Origin of the sequence: Aphanothece hegewaldii CCALA 016 (genome assembly GCF_003007785.1) — a bacterium.
Classification (GTDB): domain Bacteria; phylum Cyanobacteriota; class Cyanobacteriia; order Cyanobacteriales; family Microcystaceae; genus Chroococcus; species Chroococcus hegewaldii.
Map to the genome: position 1 here is coordinate 139,767 of NZ_PXOH01000003.1, position 17,502 is coordinate 157,268.

16 protein-coding genes are annotated in these 17,502 nt (G+C 35.9%); 3 read left to right on the forward strand and 13 right to left on the reverse strand.

Annotated elements, in window-relative coordinates; translation table 11 throughout:
- Positions 1–16: 16 nt before the first annotated feature.
- From C7H19_RS03980 to C7H19_RS26180, 9 genes are all read right to left on the reverse strand, one after another.
- Entirely contained in the window at positions 17–1,135 is a 1,119-nt protein-coding gene (locus tag C7H19_RS03980; RefSeq protein ID WP_106455597.1) for a glycosyltransferase, read from the reverse strand.
- Positions 1,132–2,328 (reverse strand): glycosyltransferase family 4 protein, encoded by a 1,197-nt coding sequence (locus C7H19_RS03985; protein WP_106455598.1) that lies wholly within the window; start codon positions 2,326–2,328, stop codon positions 1,132–1,134. Before C7H19_RS03985 ends, C7H19_RS03980 begins: the two co-directional genes overlap by 4 nt.
- Entirely contained in the window at positions 2,321–3,727 is a 1,407-nt protein-coding gene (locus C7H19_RS03990; protein ID WP_106455599.1) for an O-antigen ligase family protein, read from the reverse strand. Before C7H19_RS03990 ends, C7H19_RS03985 begins: the two co-directional genes overlap by 8 nt.
- A 10-nt stretch (positions 3,728–3,737) precedes the next feature.
- Positions 3,738–5,813 (reverse strand): GumC family protein, encoded by a 2,076-nt coding sequence (locus C7H19_RS03995; protein WP_106455600.1) that lies wholly within the window; start codon positions 5,811–5,813, stop codon positions 3,738–3,740.
- A 5-nt stretch (positions 5,814–5,818) separates the two neighbouring features.
- A complete protein-coding gene (locus C7H19_RS04000; protein ID WP_106455601.1) occupies positions 5,819–5,971 on the reverse strand; it encodes a ribbon-helix-helix protein, CopG family in 153 nt (50 codons plus the stop codon).
- A gap of 139 nt (positions 5,972–6,110) precedes the next feature.
- Positions 6,111–7,163, reverse strand: a complete 1,053-nt coding sequence (locus C7H19_RS04005) for a glycosyltransferase (RefSeq protein ID WP_106455602.1) — start codon at positions 7,161–7,163, stop codon at positions 6,111–6,113.
- A gap of 15 nt (positions 7,164–7,178) precedes the next feature.
- Positions 7,179–7,574: a hypothetical protein gene (locus C7H19_RS04010; protein ID WP_106455603.1), complete on the reverse strand. Its 396-nt coding sequence runs from the start codon at positions 7,572–7,574 to the stop codon at positions 7,179–7,181.
- 549 nt (positions 7,575–8,123) lie between these two features.
- On the reverse strand, positions 8,124–8,786 hold the full coding sequence (locus C7H19_RS04015) for a sugar transferase (protein ID WP_425428858.1): 663 nt from the start codon (positions 8,784–8,786) through the stop codon (positions 8,124–8,126).
- Positions 8,787–9,499: 713 nt separating this feature from the next.
- On the reverse strand, positions 9,500–9,661 hold the full coding sequence (locus C7H19_RS26180; RefSeq protein WP_219907576.1) for a hypothetical protein: 162 nt from the start codon (positions 9,659–9,661) through the stop codon (positions 9,500–9,502).
- A gap of 600 nt (positions 9,662–10,261) precedes the next feature.
- Between C7H19_RS26180 and C7H19_RS04020 the strand changes: the two genes are divergently transcribed.
- The 3 genes from C7H19_RS04020 to C7H19_RS04030 are packed head-to-tail and all read left to right on the forward strand — an operon-like array spanning position 10,262 to position 12,559.
- Complete coding sequence (locus tag C7H19_RS04020) at positions 10,262–10,696, forward strand: hypothetical protein (protein WP_106455605.1); 435 nt, start codon at positions 10,262–10,264, stop codon at positions 10,694–10,696.
- A 52-nt stretch (positions 10,697–10,748) separates the two neighbouring features.
- Complete coding sequence (gene nblB / locus C7H19_RS04025) at positions 10,749–11,411, forward strand: phycobilisome degradation protein NblB (RefSeq protein ID WP_106455606.1); 663 nt, start codon at positions 10,749–10,751, stop codon at positions 11,409–11,411.
- Positions 11,412–11,449: 38 nt separating this feature from the next.
- Positions 11,450–12,559, forward strand: coding sequence for a tetratricopeptide repeat protein (locus C7H19_RS04030; RefSeq protein ID WP_106455607.1), 1,110 nt, complete (start codon positions 11,450–11,452; stop codon positions 12,557–12,559).
- A gap of 90 nt (positions 12,560–12,649) precedes the next feature.
- On the opposite strand, the gene C7H19_RS04035 is transcribed toward C7H19_RS04030, so the two are convergent.
- From C7H19_RS04035 to C7H19_RS04050, 4 genes are all read right to left on the reverse strand, one after another.
- Positions 12,650–13,465 carry a tetratricopeptide repeat protein gene (locus C7H19_RS04035; protein ID WP_106455608.1) on the reverse strand — a complete coding sequence of 272 codons (816 nt, stop codon included), beginning with the start codon at positions 13,463–13,465 and terminating at the stop codon, positions 12,650–12,652.
- Positions 13,465–14,052 (reverse strand): hypothetical protein, encoded by a 588-nt coding sequence (locus C7H19_RS04040; protein ID WP_106455609.1) that lies wholly within the window; start codon positions 14,050–14,052, stop codon positions 13,465–13,467. Before C7H19_RS04040 ends, C7H19_RS04035 begins: the two co-directional genes overlap by 1 nt.
- Positions 14,049–16,319, reverse strand: a complete 2,271-nt coding sequence (locus C7H19_RS04045; RefSeq protein WP_106455610.1) for a transglutaminase TgpA family protein — start codon at positions 16,317–16,319, stop codon at positions 14,049–14,051. The genes C7H19_RS04040 and C7H19_RS04045 overlap by 4 nt, the downstream gene beginning before the upstream one ends.
- 209 nt (positions 16,320–16,528) lie before the next feature.
- The gene (locus tag C7H19_RS04050) at positions 16,529–17,443 is read right to left on the reverse strand and encodes an Npun_R2821/Npun_R2822 family protein (protein WP_106455611.1); all 915 of its coding nucleotides are present in this window, start codon (positions 17,441–17,443) and stop codon (positions 16,529–16,531) included.
- Positions 17,444–17,502 lie beyond the last annotated feature (59 nt).

A 17,502-nucleotide genomic window follows, 5' to 3' on the forward strand; every position in this document is an offset into this window, starting at 1 on the left:
AGGGTGTTCTGTGTTTTTAATGAAATGAATCATAAATACCTTCTAGTTTGGATGTTTGTTGACGAATATCAAAAGCATCACACATCCATTCTCGGCCTCGTAACCCTAGTTTTTTGGCTAAAGCGCGATCGCTTAACAAGATATCCATTTTACAAGCGAGAGACTGGCTATCTTTTTCGGCGACCAAAAACCCAGTTTCTCCATCTTTTACGGCTTCAGGTATGCCACTATGCCAAGTAGATACGACGGGTATTCCACAAGCAGAAGCTTCATTAATCACAATGGGCAACCCTTCACAGTCTCCATTGCTTGCCGTCTGACTCGGTAATACGAAGATTTCGGCATTTTGCATCAGTTTAAAAACTGTATCGTGTTTCTGTGCGCCCAAAAAACGCACGCGATCGCTAATTCCTAGTTTTTTCGCCAAAGTGTGTAAATAAGCCGTCATACTACCTTTTCCAACTTGTATTAGGGTAACATTCGGATGTTTTCTGGCAATAAGGGCAAAAGCGCGAAGCAGGGTATCTATTCCTTTTTTCTCCGTATGTCGTCCAACACAAAGAATATAACGCTCATCTGCTTTAGTATTCGTCGGCGAAAATCGAACCGTATCAACACCAATATGATGTAGATAAATTTTGTCGGCTGAATATCCTTTTTCAATCAATTTGTCACGAATAAAGCTAGAAACAGCAATAAAAGCCGAGGCTTGTTTTTTGAGTTGTTCCTCATAAAAAATGAGTTGATAGTATAAAAATTTACCCGTTTTCCATAGAGATTGGCGAGAAATTGTTATATCATAACCGTGAAAAGTAACCAAAAAAGGTATCTTGAGTTTTTCTGCTAATGCCATCGCATATACTCCATCTATTCCGAAATGGGCATGAATTAAAGATAATTTATTTAATAATTCAAGATTACTAAATAAATAAGGTGAACGAGTTAATAAATAAGTCAATTGTTTAAGCTTAAAAAAATCATTTTTACAGAGTGAAACAGACGCAAATCTAGATTGAGCGACTAATGTACTTGAAATAAAAGTCGGTTCAAAACGTTGGAGATGTTCAGCTTGTTGAGAGATAAATGTTTCAGAAACAAGGGGGAAAACTCGACGATAAATTCCAATTTTTTTCATACTGACACAATTTCCTTAGACTCGGATTGATTGGGGTCGTATTTTATTCCATTAAGTTCGGTGATTTCGATGAGTCTCCTTGCATACTGTACAGGGTTACACTGTTCTTCAACCCAACGTTGTCCTTGAGCTAAAAGAGTTGAGGTTATAGGATCATTTTTAAGCTGGACAATAGCGGCCGCAGTCGCTACAGGGTCATCAGGAGCGACAGTCCATTGAGGAGCAAAATGATTTAGGATCTCGCCAATGCCTCCAGTTTGGCTGCCAATAACTGGAACACCGGATGCGATCGCCTCAATTACAGTACGTCCAAAGGGTTCACGGGGGGCAAGGGTGACAACGACATCAGCATAGTTATAGTAATCTTGTATTGAGAAGGTAGGAGGTAACACGGTAAAGCGATCCGCTACGCCAAAATGACTCGCTTGTTCTAATAACCTTTGGGTTTGTATCCCATTAGCTGAATAATCTCGACCAATTACAACACTATGATAGTGATGACCAGATGCTTTAAGCTCGGCTAATACAGGAATTAGTCCTCGTAAGTTTTTATCGTTAAACTGTTCGGGTTGGCTAATTCGTGAGGGAGTGAGCATGATAGAAGCACCATCACGGAGAATGGGTTTTAAAGGCTCTGGAGGCTCGCCCAAAAAACGTCTTTGCTGTTTATCGATAGCAACGGGCTGATAAAGAATGTTTTTAACTTCCGACAGCAGACGAGGACAGACATTTCTTGCGGTAAATTGAGAATTGCAAATGGCAACAGGAGACAAGCAAGTGTAAATGAACTTTCTCGCAATTGTGCCATACCAATGAGTTGAACAAGCAGGATCATGAAAAGTATGATAAACAGTACGACCACTCAGTCGAAGGATCGGTGTAATCATGAAGATTGCTGATAAAGTAGCACTGGCTGTCCAGTTCTCTAGTAACAATGGCCAATTACGAGGTTGTTTGGTTGCCCATCGCAAGGCACGACGACAAAATTCTTCACGACTCTGAACAGATAGAGATGTTATACAGGCTGACTGTCTCGCTTGTTGTAAATATTTTTCCATCTCCGAACCGGCTATAACAAGGACACATAATTGCTCAGAAAGCCCTAACTGTTGAAATCCTTGTATGATTTGAGACAGAGAAACGGTCACTCCTCCGATAGCACCACAATTTGGAATGATGATCAGCTTACGCATTGGATGTTATCCTTTTATGAGAATTATTGGCGATCGGTTCACGAATGAGCATACAGAGTATCGTGTTAGTTGTCATGGTCAGGTGAATGATCGATACAGTTGAGGTGATGGTTAACATCAGTAAGACGAGAAAACAAGACAAAGGCCGACCTCTGCGAGTGTTATACATCCAGAAAAATAACGAGACCCAAAAAGTTCCAAATAACGCGGCACCGAATAATCCTTTCTGATAAAGAAGGGTTCCAAGAATTAAGCTGTGAGAGCCAATTTTTGGCGCATCTTCTGTATAAATACTAGGGCCTTGGTTTGCTTCTTCTCCTTCGACTTTATAGCCAAAAATGGGTTTTTCTGGAATTTTTTTGATAGTTTCTTGATAAACTTTAGAACGTGCTTCAGTTGAACCCGGGCGAGCATTGGCAAGTGATTCTTCTGTTCCATTAAAGGTATTTTGAGCTAAATTGGTGACGGATGGAAGAGACAGGAATAGGAAACTGCACAAAGCCAAGCCAGCAAATAAAAGCCAAATTCCTTTTGTTTTAAAAGAGTTCAATAATAGATGAAGAAAGACGGCTGGTAAAAATGAGATCCAAACAGCACGAGCCCCTGTCACACCTATTAAGAAACAGCAAGTGACGAATAATAATATAGACCAAAGACGATTTTTTAGGTCGAGAGCCAGTAACCCGATAAAGCCGACAAATATCGCAAAAGTTTGATAATGGTCAAAGAACAATCGATAGCGTCCTTCTTCTTTAACAATTAAATAATTGCTCGCTCCATCACCTACACCGTTCCCAAACTCGTAGACTGGATTTTTTCTCGTTAAAATTGCATAAAGCGTTCTTGGCGGTGGCTCAAATGCAGTTGGAAGAGCATATTGAAGAAATAACCAAAAGAGTAGCATTTGAACTACGCTCACCGTACAAGCCCATGCGATCGCTTCCTTACGAACTTTGATGTTATTACTTTGAAGATACCAAAGGAGGCAAGGTAAGGAAAATAGTAAAATTGATTTTACTAAATTGTTTGGATTTCTTACCAAAGTTGAAGGTAAATCAATTGATGGATACAGGTCAAAATAAACTAACCAAATATCTATCAAATCATATAAATAATAAGCAAAAAAAGCAATTACAAAGAAGCTCGGTTTTTTAAATCGAATCTTTCCGTACTGCCGCCAATCATTAAACATAGCTCCTAACAAAAAGATGAGCAATATGTGAGATGTCATGCCGACAAACCACCACACAGGATATAAAACGATGTTGGCGCAGATTAATTGTTCAGTTTTATTCAAAACATTCCAACGTAGCCAAATCCCAGAAAATAGTCGCTCGTCTTTTGTTTTTGGCCGTGCGTAGAGACTCGCCATGGCACGATTGTAAAGCTTTTGAGTCATAAGTTTATTTTTAAGATTCAGCTTCTAATAATTCTTGGCGATTTCCGTAGTAGCGGTAATTGGCGGTTCGTGTTTCAACTCCATTGACAATTAATCCTTTAATCTCTGCATCCTGCTGTTTAAGTTGTTCTAGACTGTCAAAAACTGAGTAGCGATCGCTACTTCCAGGACGAACCAAAAACATCACATTTTGAATGAGTCTACTCATCAAAGATGTTTCACTGGTAAGATTCACAGGTGGACTATCAATCAAGATAAAATCGTAGTTGTCGGATGCTTGCGCTCGATTTAAGCGTTGTTCAAATTCCCCTCGAAGAAAGAATTCACCGATTTTATTAGGTTGAATTAATGGTGCTAACATTAGATCAAAACCTGGATGGATGGGTAATAAGATTTCCGGATAACCTGTCCCTCTACGAAATTGAGGATATCCGAGTTTCCGACTCATTTCTGCTTGTCTTAAGTCTGCATCCACTAATAAAACCCGAAAACCGAGTTGTACTAATGCCCAAGCCAAACCCAAGGTTAGGGTTGTTTTGCCTTCGCTCCTCGTGGCACTTGTAATCATTAAACGTCGATTTTCTAGCTCAAATGAACTGACGATCGCTGCGAGTCGTTGAAACTCTACTTCTGATTTTTCATCTAGTCCTTTTTCTAGAGATAAAGATCTTAAACGTGGGAATCTTAACACTAATGGTAAACCAGCTTGTTGTAGATCCTTGGAGTTAAATAATGGGTTGCGAGATTCCAGTAACAGTAGTACACTTAGACTACCAAAGAGAGAGGCTAAAAGTCCGCCGAGTGCAATTAGTTTGCGACTAGCCGTTAAAGGTTTCGGATTTAGTGACGGCCCATCGATTAACTGCACATTTGGATAAGCATCAAAAGCATTAATTTTGTTTTGACTCAGTTGAGCAATAATTCCTTTATAAACGCCTTCGGCAATCTCATACTTGCGTTGAAGTTCGATGAGTATTCCTTGATTTTTGGCAATAAACTTAACTTCATTGTTGAGTTTATCCAATTCCTTTTCAAGTAAAGAAGCTTGCTGTTTCAATCCTTGTGCGGTGCTTTGCGATCGAATTAAATCTGCCACGATCGCTGTCCGACTATCTGTACTACTATCTCCAAGGGTGACATCAACTTGAGATGACGAAACGCCTGGAAGTACTTGTGCCATCTGACGATTAGCCTCGCGGCGCAATTCATCGCGTTTGAGTAATAATGATTTAACTTGGGGCATTTTATCGGTATAGATCCCGCGAGATTCCGACAATTCGATCTCAGTTGCCGAGAGTTTATCTCGAATACTTTGATACTCTTTGTTTTCAGCTAAACGCAGAGAGTTAAGAGCGTGCTGTGGGTTCATACCGAGTTGTGCGGCGGCGACTCGTGCTTGTGTTGCATGAGATTCAGCTTCTGAGCTAATTTCCGTTTGTGTGGCTCTAAGTTTATTAATCGATTGCATCAGTTCTTGAGTTTGTGTTTCTGATTCAAATAGTCCCGTAGATTGTTGGAATTGAGTTAATTTGTTCTGAGCTAAAATTAAATTGTTTTGAGCTTTCTTGAGTGCATTTTCAGCAAACTGATCTTGAGATTTAACATCTTGTTGACGTAGTTCATTGAGTCTTTTTTGATAGGAATTCATCAGTGTTTTGACTCGCTGATAGGCTAATTCAGGGCTGGTAGCTTCTACTTCTAGATCTATTACTGTTGTTTGAGTTTGCGGCTCTATTGTAAACAATTTTTTGTAATCTTCGAGATTGGAAAATTCGCTCTTTTCTGGGTCTACGGTTAAGACACGTCCAAGGACAGAATCACTCATCAAAATAGCGGACTGAGTATAAAGAGGATTGACTTCTCTTGTAAAGTCTGAACCACCATCGCTTAGATTGCCTAATGTTCCTAAATTAGCGTTTAATTTATCTCCCTTAATGGGGATATTTAATTGTGCATTAGCTTTCCAAGTGGGAGAAACAAACTTTTCAATATTTGTGATTACATACACTGTGGCTGCAATCAATAATAAATTTAAAGCTAACAAAGGTGGCCAATGTCGGCGAACAACAGATAAAGCGTGATTCATAACAATTAACTTCCAAAAGAAGGTTTAAGTTTTCTAATACATTCTCGAATTACATCGCTGTAATTTCTGCCAGTTTCTTTGCAGTAAGCATCTAGTCTTTCTATCTCAGGCTGACTCAATCCGATAGTAAGACGTTTTTGAATTAATTTCTTTTTCAAGATATAGGTGTCTCCAGAATAAGGTTATTTTCAAAGCCTTATCACAGATACAAGATTTTTGGCAATTTCTAACTAATTGCTAGTACTCTAAATTTTATGACAAAAAAGATTGGTGAATTATTTTTCGATTAATGTCTTACTATCTCTTGTTTTGTGACAGCTTAAATCGTAGATAGCCTCGTAGTCCTAATCGAAGTATTATTTTTCCTTGAGCGGGAAATGTGGCACAAATACTTCGTCTTAATAATCTTTCTGTTGCATCTTTTAAACTACGTTTAATGGCAATGCTTTCAAGTAAAGATAACCGAATAATGTTTAATATTTCTGTTAGAGGAACGCCATTTTGTTCAATGGCTTTAAGACTACGATAATCTACATCTTTCTCCACTTTAAAACTTTTGTTTAATCCGACTTGGTTTGCGGCCTCATTAATAAAAGCCGCCATATTCTCGTGTTCTCGAATTAAATAAGAAATTTGATCGCAGTGGGCTCGCACGTTTTTACCGTGCATTCGATAAAACATTAATGGTTCTTTAATACAGCCGACTTTGCCATAAAAAGGAATAGTTGTTGTTAAATAAGTATCGGCACTTTCGGTAAAAGTTTTCCCTTCCACTTGAAAAAGTTTGGTTGAAACGGGTAAGACTTGTTGAAGCACTGCACGACGATAAGCTAGTGCTGAGGTAATGCCCATAGCATATCTTCCCTTTTTCAACAATAAATTTTGTACATTTCCTTTATTTAAGGTTTTTCCTCCTCTCCCAATAACTTGATTATCTTGATTTACAGATATCCAACTATGAGAAATTTGTACCCACTCAGGATGTTTTTGAAAAGCGATGACTACTTTTTCTAATTTATCTTTACGAAAGTAGTCATCAGCATCTAAAAAACAAATGATGTCGCCTTTAGCTTTGGCTATGCCACTATTAAAAGCTGCACCTTGTCCAGCATTTTTCTGATAGATAGCAATTAGGCTTTCTTCATAGTTTTTAATCACTTCAAATGAATCATCGGTTGAACCGTCATCAACAACAATTAATTCAAAATTTCGATAAGTTTGATGAAGAACACTTTCAATAGCTTGAGCTAAAAAATGTCCGTAATTGTAGTTCGTTATAATTACACTAATTAGAGGATTAGTTGGAAAAGTAATCGAGTCAGTCTCGATGTTTTTTGTAAGTTGTAACATTTTTTGTTTGTTGTGCTAACGGTTCTTATTACGACTCATACGATAGGTGAATTCACTAACAGAGGGATTGGGTCGATCTGGTAGAATTGTTTTAGTCGTTCGATTCCAGTCTTTTCGATCTGGTAGATGCACCGAAAGATTTTGATCTGCTTTGCGAGATACTAATAACCATAAATTGCCATCATTCGGACAGAAAAATTCTTCAATCCAAGAAGTTCTATCAACATAAACTGGATAGTTTGTATTGAGAATTTTTGCTTTTTTAGACGAAATATTTAACTCTTTTTTAAGCTCGATCGCATTTTGATAGAATAGATAATGTTTGGGACTTCCTAAACGCCAAAGTCGCCCTTGACAGTGGGGACAATAAAAATGTCTATCCTCTTTATATCGACTTCTTTTTCTAGCCATGATACTTAGTTTCTCCTGCTTAATTTAATACTTGTTTGTCTACATTGTTAGATTTAGCTTAAATTGAGAATTTGTTCATAAGTAATCACCTCTAGAAGATTGATGTCGGTTAATATTGTGATGATGAGGAAACAACGAAAAATATAAGTTGTGGCTACAGTATTACATCAACAAAAAATTTAGTGATTCCCGAAAATTGTCCATTAATTTCGCTGATTTGACAAACTAGGACGCTGATTTATGATTTTTGACAAAGTTGAGCATCAACATTTCTTGCTCCGTTAGTCAACTTTTTTAAAACAAACAAGAGGACGGATTAAACTTGAGCAATGTTAAGCGGCAAAAAGATAAATATCTAATCCCACTCATCATTAATTATAAGTTTAGTATAAATCTTGTTGCGTAATTGTTTTAACAATTTAGAAAACTTAATATTTTCTACATAATTTAACAATTTAATTTTTTGAGCATCGATAAAACTTAACATTAAATAGTTATTCATCTACCTCTAAAGATAGTTGTTTAATTTAGCTCAATAGCTTTAATTGCTCAATAAGCACCGCGACTTGTTAATACGACAATAATTGTACTCATAATTAATTTAATATCGTAAATAGGCGACCATTTTTGTTGGTATTTGAGATCCATTTGCACAACTTCTTCAAAATTTTTGATACCCGAACGCCCGTTAACTTGCCATTCTCCAGTCATTCCAGGTTTAACTCTTAATCTTTGATAATGATGATTGTGATAGTTATAAACTTCATCAGGATGGGGCGGACGTGTTCCTACTAAGCTCATTTCACCTTTGAGAACATTCCAAAACTGAGGAAATTCATCTAGACTTGTACAACGCAAAAATTTACCAATACGGGTAATCCGAGGATCATTTTTGTTTTTGAATAATTGTCCTTCAATTTCATTAATTACTAGATGTTTTTGTTGTTCAGCATTCTTCACCATCGTTCTAAATTTCCAAATTCTAAAAGGTTTTCCTTTTAATCCACATCGTATTTGTGAATAAAAGATATGACCTGGACTATCTAATTTAATAGCAATAGCCAAAGGAATTATGATAATTAATAAAAGAATTAAGCCGACGCAAGCTCCAATAATATCGATGAAACGTTTAGTTAAACTATAAACTGAGGGATGTGTTTCTAGAGCAATTAGCTTTTCTGGAGAAAATTCTTGATGATTAAATTGAGTAATAATCGCTTCCCACTCTGGCCAAATATCACCAATTAATTGAAATTCCTTTGTTGTTAAAATTCTAGATGCCTGTTGTGCTTTATGAATTTCAACTCCAGCTTTAATTAACTGTTCTTGATAAAGTTTTTGCAAATACTGAGAGTCCATTGCTATATGTGCCTCATATTTAATTAGATTACACCTAAAACAAATAAAATTCGCTACTTCAAAGCTTATAATTTAGCTTGAAGCAACGAACGTACTAATTAAGTTTAATTTTTTGGCTGTCGTTATTTTTGGTGATACATCACAAAGAACAAAAAATAACGGTTAGAAAACTAAAAATTAGAAGCAATGGTTACTTTAAACTATTGTGGGCATACAAATTTTCTTTTTTATTAAAAAAATTTGACACAATATCTCAAATTCCTCAAACTGCTTGAGTTCACTCTAAAGGTGTCTTCTCTCACAATTTCCAACGGCCTTGTCATTAACTTGCTTTTCTTCGGTGTCCCAACCATTCAAGTTCACTCTAGGCGTGTCTTCTCAAATAGTAAATGACTTGGCTATTGATAGTTTTATATATATTTTATAGTTTTAGCTGATTAACTTTTTGCAGTTTGTTTGATGCTTCCTTGATATTGATTTTAATCCCTCTTTTCTGATAATCTGTATCAAAAGATACAATTTGCTAAATATTTAGGCTAATAGGAAAGTGTAAGCTTAGTGCTTGTTTAAATCCACATATCATATAAATCCCATAGTGGTGCTATACCAACTATGCCAGGACTACAGAGAGCTATACCAAGTTCAGCAGAAATATTTACCGAATTGACTGGCTTTAATTGAGATGGAGCTTGAATATGGACTAATATAGCAAAAAATTCTTTAAACATAAAGATTCTCCTATTTTTTCTGGGGACTCTTTTGAGGATGAACGCAGATGTATGCAGAGTAAAACCATTTACTCACAGATATCTTATCTTCTCAAACTACTCAAGTTCACTCATGGGTGTCTTCTCTTATAGTTTTCAACAGCTTGGCTATTACTTGTTTTTTCAAGCGGTAACTACTCAAGTTCACTCATGGTGTCTTCTCAAATAGTAAATAGTTTAGCCGTTGCTCACTTTTGTATTATGCTTTTTTTGTTTTTTTGATGTTTCTTATACATCACATTATTACTCGCTTTTTTAGAAAACTGTAGCAAAAGATACAGAAGTTTTGAATGAACCTCTAAAAAAGTCACTTTTGAGATCTGGTGCGTTGCGTATTTCTACTGAACGAAAGAATCGGCTTTTCAAGAAACGATTAGGTATATATACGGATACTAATCACGGGAAAAAGTCATATTTTGGTGTCAAAGGTAAGTTTTAACAGGGTATTTTTTCTCTTTTTCTGATGTCTTTTATCGGTTCGGGGGAACTCAGCACATCCAAAAACTATCAAAAATATATTGATTGATCGTTTTTTCCATTCTGTAATTTAAGGTAGTTCAGATGATCCGTCGTTTAGCACCCTCTTTTTTAGATGAAACATCTGAAGAAATCAAAGTTAATCACTATTTCGAGAATTTAACGAAGTCTATTCCTTCAGAAATCGTAATGGCTTGGGTAACGCTTACAGGATTAATCAAAACTGATGACAATATACCTCAAAATACCATTTTATGGATTTTATTGGCTATATTTATTATATTGACGATCGCTTGGACCTATAAAAAAAATTCAGGACGAGAGAAAAATTCTTCCATTCTTCAAATTGCTATATCGACTGGCTCATTTGTAATCTGGGTTTTTGCTTTGGGTGAGCCTTTTTCTTCTTTATCTTTTTATCATCCCGTATATGGTTCAATTGCGTTAATTCTTTATTCTCTCATTGTTCCTTTGATCCCAATGAATGTGAATGGATGTAAAAGACAAAATCTCCGTTAACCCTTCATGGCAAAATAAAAATAGACCCCATCAATAGCATCAGGCTTATCCTATGAGTTATTCTCCAGAGTCCATTCAGCAATTACTCGATTCCGAAAATTATGGCGATCGCATTACGGGAATTAACCAACTTCGCCGCATCGATCCTAAGTTGGCTTTTACAATGATTCAGCCACTTGTGACGGATGAAAACGCTAGAATACGTTATGCTGCGGTGAGTCAGTTCGATCCCTTGGGTAATGAAGATTTAGAAACGGCTTTAGTCATGTTACGCGATCGTCTTTTCAATGACTCTGAATCTGATGTTCGTGCTGCTGCCGCCGATGCAATTGGTGGATTAAAGCTTGTTACTGCATTCGATGATTTAGAGCAGGTCTATGATAGTACATCTGATTGGCTAATTCAGTTAAGTATTATTTCGGCTTTGGGTGAAATGGGGGAACCGAGAGCATTTGGACTTTTACAAAAAGCCCTCGCCTCAAGTAATAGTTTAGTTAAAACTGCTGCTGTGAGTGCTTTCGGTGAATTAGGCGATCAAAATGCCGTCGCGCTTTTAATTCCTTTAGTCGATGATGAAGATTGGCAAATCCGTTATCGTTTAGCTCAAGCGTTAGGACATTTGGGTGGTGATCAAGCAAAAGCGACTTTAAATCAGTTAGCACAAGATGAGATGGAACAAGTCGCCGCAGAAGCTCAAAATAATCTCAACAAATAAGGCTAAGATGGAGGAAAAAACCCTTATGTTATCAAGTCATGGGACGCTTTTTCCTCTCGCTGCTATTTTTCCTGACTGGTTTTCTATTGGGACAAGTTCCCTTGGCTTTCTCTCAATCTCTTGATGAAGATTATGCCCCAGAACCCTCTTTATCGACACCCCAAAGTTTTCGCCAACAGATCGAGGATTTGTTGCAGTTAGGGCTAGATTATATAGAAGCGGGTGATTATAGCAATGCGATCGCTACCTATAAACAAGTTGCGACACTAGATGATGAAAATCCGAAAATATATTCAGGTATTGGCTATTTATATACTCTACAAGGAAATTTTCTCGCTGCCTCTACCGCTTATCAAAAAGCTTTATATTTAGATCCCAATAATCCCGATTTTTATTATGCGTTAGGGTTTAGTTTCGCCAGTGCGGGTAAATATAATGATGCGGCAACTGCTTATTATTCGGCAATTGGGCTAGAACCAGAAAACGTTAAACATTATATTGGTTTAGGTGTGGTTTTACTACGTCAACAAGATTATATTAAGGCGGAAGAAATTTATCAAACTATCATTAAATTAGAGCCTTTTCAGCAAGAAGCTTATGAAATTATGGGAAAAGCTTTGATTGAACAACAACGGTTCAGTGATGCGATCGTTTTTCTTCTTTCTGCTCTAAATCGTTTTCCACGTAGTACCGAATTAAGACTACAATTAGCGAGTGTAAAATTTAATCAAGGTGAAATGACCGAAGCCTTAGATTTATTGAAACAAGCGGAAAGACTGGACACAAATAATTATAAACTTTTTGTCAAAACGGGAATTATTTTAGAAAAACAGAATTTATTAGAAGAGGCTTTAACTGCATACCGTAGAGGGGTTTATTTGAATTCCAAATCTGTAGAAGCTAAAGCTGGAATTGGACGTATTTTATTGAATAAACAAGATTATTTAGGCGCGACTGTTATTTATAAAGAATTATTAGAAATTGTGCCAAATCATCCAGATGCTTATTACGGTTTAGCTTTATCTTATCAAGGAAGAAGACTCAAAAAAGAAGCCAAACAAGCATTAGAAACGGCACGACAACTCTATATAGATCATCAAAATAGTGAGGGTGTTCAACAGGTTAATCGTTTGTATGGAGAGTTATAAGACTTACTGAATCATTATCGGAGCAGTTAGCCAAAAAATGGGTTTTTTTATTAACAAATAGGGATTTTTTTTCCAAACCTAACTAAAATTTTAGTACAAAGACATCATTAAATCGCGCTGATACTTTTTCGTTAAAGGATGCTCCATACCGATTAGATTAAAGATAGCGATCATTGCTTTTCTTGCAGCATCGTTACGATATTTCCTATTTTGTTGAACAATATTCAAAAATAGTTGTAATGCTTCTTCCATATTGTCGGATAAAGATAACTCAGAAGCTAAATTAAAGTTTTTATCTAGTTCATTTTCTATAAACTCAGAACTATTTTTAAATTCGATTAGAGTTTTAATTGCTTGTGCTTTCGGATAATATTCTTTATTGTTGTCTGGAATGGTTTGTAAAAGTTTTTCTGCTGCTTCAATTTGCTTGATTTTTATCAGAAAACGTGCTGCTTCAATAACTAATCTATTATCATTAGGATATTTTTGAAAAAGCTCGTCAAAAATTAGTTTTGCTTCCTGATAATTTTGGTTTACGATTAATTCTTTAATTTTTTCTAAGGCTAAATCTAAATATGATTTTAAGTTTAATTTACCTAAAAATTCTCTAAGTTGTGATTCAGATAATGCACCAACAAACCCAGGTGATATTTCCCCTTGATCAAATACTCTAACATCGGGTACACCTTCTACATCGAATTGATTGGCTAGTTCTGGATTTTGATCAATATCGATTTTAGCTAAAACAAAATTATATTCTTTAACTAATTTTTCCAGACTTGGTTTTAATAATTGACAGGGACCGCACCACGTAGCATAAAAATCAGCAATAATTAGTGTATTATAAGATTTTTCTAATACTTCTGTCGCAAAGTTTGCGGTATTAATATCAATTGAATATCCCATTATTTTTGCTCCTCTTTTGTCCAAATGGCTAAACCGCCACCTCTGCCTCTTGCTGCTATTATTTTATCAGAAATAGCAAAATAAGAGAAGAAAGCTTCTTTTTTTTGAACTTTGTAAAAATTTTCTTCGCTTTTTTTGCCGCCACGAATATCACCTGAAAAGATTTTTTTACCAAATACTTGTAGTGTCATCCGAGTAAAATTAAAGACAACGATATTTTTATTTGGTAGAATTTGTGTGGGTCCACTTAAAGATAACTTGAGTGTACCTAAATTAACTGAATTGACAATATTAGCTGTTTCATCTTGATTTTGACAATAAGAAATATAAATTTTCACCCAGTGTGGGAGATACTTTCCTGATCCTAGGATAATTCCAGCGCGATCGCGGGCTTTTTTGGTTCCAGTAATAAAAAACAATCGCCAAGCTCCTTCTAACTGTTGAAAAGAGACAGGATTTTTATTTTTTTTCGCGGCTTTTTCTTCTTCTAATAATGTTTTTACAATAATTTCGGGTATAGGTTTATCCGCAGATTGAGTAATAAAAGAATTTGCCGCTTGTTCTAAAGTCACAATATTTTGATTCATTTAATTTTTAAAGAGTTTAAGAGCTTTACTAACATTTTAAACTGTTCTCGTAAATCTTTCATGTTCTGGGATTTTTCCCCATATCGCCAACTGACATAAGCTTGTGAGATTTCTTGAATAATATTTGCTACGGCATCGGGTTGATGTTCACGAGATATTTTTACATATTCTAGCGGTGTTTGAGCAGGATGTTTAGTAAAGCCTTTTTCTTTCAGTAAAAATAACATTTGTTGATAAATTTTTTCTACTGGTGGTAACTTATTCAACCGACGCTGAAAATTTATTTTTTGTAGTTGTAAGAAGCCTAACCAACCGATGAAACATAGAAAAATTGCTAAAATTAAACCAGTAATTTCGCCTAATAAACTGCTTGAAATAAATCGCCACAGCCAGCCAATAAATTGAAATATTTTTCCTAAAATCTCATTAAAAATAATACTAAAAAAGCTAACAATCGGAGAAGGAAGCCAACTCGCTACCCAATTCCAAAATTGTTTAAGTACACTAAAAGTTACAACTTCTTCAAAAGATGGCGGAATTAAATCATGTCCGGGTATCGGATCAAAAGCATACCAACCATAGTCAGTAAAATAAACTTCAGTTAAAGCATAAGCATCAGTATTATGTACAACATAAAACCCAGTCAAAGGGTTAAATTGTCCAGAAGAAAAGCCTACAGTTAAACGCGATGCAATGCCGAGCGATCGTAACATAATGGTTAAAACAGTCGAAAAATGATCAGGATAACCACCTTGATATTTAAACAGAAATTCTTTTACTAAATCATCTTGATTTTTAAAAAAGGGAAGATCGGAAATAATTTGATAGTTTTGTTTTAATGCTTGGGTAAGATATAAAGTTTTTTCGTAGGCACTGGTTAAAGGTTTGGGAGATTTTGCTAAAAGTTCTTCGGCTTTTATGCGTATTTGAACGGCAATTTCTGGGGGAATTTGAAGATAATGATCTCGAATAAAAGGCGGGTAATTTGTCGGTGCAGTATTTAAAAGTGTTTGATTTCGATAGGGAACTTGAGAGATAACAGTATAGGTCAAACCTTCGACTAATACTCCTGGTGATCTTAAACTACCTTCGGGATCAACGGCTATTTCTTTAGTGGGAAAAAAGAGAGATTGTGGATAAGAAAGGGCTGGAATTAGATTAGGTAAAGTAGATGTTAAAGTATAGCTTTGGATGACTTGCTTAGTATTAGCTTTTGTAATTGGTGTACCGATGAAAAATCGATATGACCAAGAGGAACGTGATAAATTAGTTAATTGTTTATCTCTTTTCACTTCCCAACCCTGACCCGTATAATGATCAAAAGATAGCACTTTCCAAAAACCGGGGGCTTGAGAACGAACCCGCATGACAACTTTAGGTTTCATTGTCCCTCTAAGATTTTGATTAATTTGACTGTTGAAGCCATAATAAAAAGTATCATCGATTTGACCAGGGCCAATTGTTTGATTATTTCCTACATCTGTACCGTTTGGATCACTGTCTTTACCTGCTTTGACGTAGCCTGGATTAACGATATTTCTATTTTGTTCATCAAAGCTTTTATTATCTAATTCTACTGGACCACTGACAGGGAAACTTTGGATTTGATACCCCGAAAAACGAGGCATAATTGCAAATAAACCTAAACCGATGAAAACAATAAATAAGAAAACAATTCCGAGACGACGGGGCGAAAGTGGCGAATATTTAATAGATGTGAAACGGATAGGTTGTTTAAGTGTTGAGAGTCCTAAACGTGACTGGTAATCTAATATTAAAGCGGGTAATGCCAGTAAAAGAAATAAGAGTAACCAAGGTGCAAAAGCGACAGTTTGAGACACGGTTCCGGCGACACCGAGTAAGATTAATCCAATGACCATCGAATAGCCTAAGTCTTTGCGTCGTGGTAAGTCAAAACTATGTAAAACTTGTAGTTGAATGAGTAATTTGGCTAAAGCAATGCGACTATCGGGAAAATTGGTTAGTAAGTCGCCGAGAAATGCACCCAAAACCACTAACATACTAATCGCAATTAGAAACTTAGCGGTAATATTTCGGTGTCGTCGTCGCTTCCAACTCCATGTCGCCCCGATGATGCTAAGAGGAATAGCCCAAAAACTCATCATCTGTTCTGCGGCTACGTCTGTAGCGATAATGCCAACGATTACCAATGCTTGTACTAGAATTCGTAACAGTAATGATTCTTCCGTTTTGGGTATTGGATAAGATTGTATGCGCTGTTGAATTCGTCTTAATGTCGTAGTCATGCGATTACTCAAAATTTCCCTAATTTTAGAGTTCCCACTGGCTTAGAAAATAGATCGCTGATCAATAAATTTCTTGTCTCAAACAAAAAATCGGTTAAACTCGACTGAATAAACGGTTTTTAGATACATTATCATTGTTGTAAAGATCATTTTTGTAAAGACTCGCCATAGCGCGTCTCTACCTTCCTTCCACTTTGCTGATTTAATAATTATTTAGTGACTTTCTCGATAATTTTTTGCCAAAGCGGTTTTGTTTTTTTGACGGATATTAAACTACTATCATCAGGAGGATTGGAATCATTTAGATAGCGATAATGTTTCCAAATGTCCCAATAAGGGCAACCGGGTTCGATACGAATACCTGCCCAATGGAGATACTTTAAAGGTTGATTTACTTTTGGATCAAATAAGATATTTCCTTGACGCTCAAAATGGGGAGATCCTGCCCAATTTCCTGCCCCTTTAATATTATCTCGAAGTATATTATAACGTCGTGAAACTTTTTTCAGAATTAGATAATTAATAATGGGTTGATCAGAGGTTTTTTCCGAAAAATCAAAATATTCTAAATGAGAAGCGCATTCTTGAAAAATATTAAATAAATCTTGTTCAGAAATAATATTTTTTTTAGAAGCCCAAAAACCGCCATTATAAATGTCTTGAAGTTCTGTTTCACTAAATATATTATTTTCAATAATTTTAGGAGTAAAAACATTTTTAATTCCTTGGCGATGTTGATAATCACAGCACAAGAAATCATAATCATTAAGATAGTTTAAATTATCAGCAATTTTTTCAAAAACGACGATATCAGTGTCAATGTAGAGAAACTGTTCAAATTCGCCAAACCAACAAACTTGTTTACGAAATTGATTAGGACGCGCAAATAGTTTATTTCCAAAAATATCAAATATTTTTTGAGCTAGGGTTTCTACAAGTTGAAGATTTGGATAAAGTTGTACTTGAAATTTTTCTTTTAGAATCTTAGCAACATTCTGATAATTGTCATCATAAGGAATTAAAATAATCGGTGTTTGCGGGTCATAGAATCGAATACTATTGAGTAAGGCGATCGCTTGCTCGGTGGCTCGATCATTTGCCGTAATATAAATTCCTCGACTCATAATGATTTAACTCGCGGTTGGGTTTTTCATGACGAATTTTAGCACGAAATATTCAAGGA

Excerpts from the sequence above, each read along its gene's own strand:
- C7H19_RS04040 (WP_106455609.1), bottom strand. The coding sequence starts at position 14,052 with ATGAATCAAAATATTGTGACTTTAGAACAAGCGGCAAATTCTTTTATT.
- C7H19_RS03995 (WP_106455600.1), bottom strand. The coding sequence starts at position 5,813 with ATGAATCACGCTTTATCTGTTGTTCGCCGACATTGGCCACCTTTGTTA.
- C7H19_RS04035 (WP_106455608.1), bottom strand. The coding sequence starts at position 13,465 with ATGGGATATTCAATTGATATTAATACCGCAAACTTTGCGACAGAAGTA.
- C7H19_RS04010 (WP_106455603.1), bottom strand. The coding sequence starts at position 7,574 with ATGGCTAGAAAAAGAAGTCGATATAAAGAGGATAGACATTTTTATTGT.
- C7H19_RS03980 (WP_106455597.1), bottom strand. The coding sequence starts at position 1,135 with ATGAAAAAAATTGGAATTTATCGTCGAGTTTTCCCCCTTGTTTCTGAA.
- C7H19_RS03990 (WP_106455599.1), bottom strand. The coding sequence starts at position 3,727 with ATGACTCAAAAGCTTTACAATCGTGCCATGGCGAGTCTCTACGCACGG.
- C7H19_RS04030 (WP_106455607.1), top strand. The coding sequence starts at position 11,450 with ATGGGACGCTTTTTCCTCTCGCTGCTATTTTTCCTGACTGGTTTTCTA.
- C7H19_RS04045 (WP_106455610.1), bottom strand. The coding sequence starts at position 16,319 with ATGACTACGACATTAAGACGAATTCAACAGCGCATACAATCTTATCCA.
- C7H19_RS03985 (WP_106455598.1), bottom strand. The coding sequence starts at position 2,328 with ATGCGTAAGCTGATCATCATTCCAAATTGTGGTGCTATCGGAGGAGTG.
- C7H19_RS04005 (WP_106455602.1), bottom strand. The coding sequence starts at position 7,163 with ATGTTACAACTTACAAAAAACATCGAGACTGACTCGATTACTTTTCCA.
- C7H19_RS04020 (WP_106455605.1), top strand. The coding sequence starts at position 10,262 with ATGATCCGTCGTTTAGCACCCTCTTTTTTAGATGAAACATCTGAAGAA.
- nblB (WP_106455606.1), top strand. The coding sequence starts at position 10,749 with ATGAGTTATTCTCCAGAGTCCATTCAGCAATTACTCGATTCCGAAAAT.
- C7H19_RS26180 (WP_219907576.1), bottom strand. The coding sequence starts at position 9,661 with ATGTTTAAAGAATTTTTTGCTATATTAGTCCATATTCAAGCTCCATCT.
- C7H19_RS04050 (WP_106455611.1), bottom strand. The coding sequence starts at position 17,443 with ATGAGTCGAGGAATTTATATTACGGCAAATGATCGAGCCACCGAGCAA.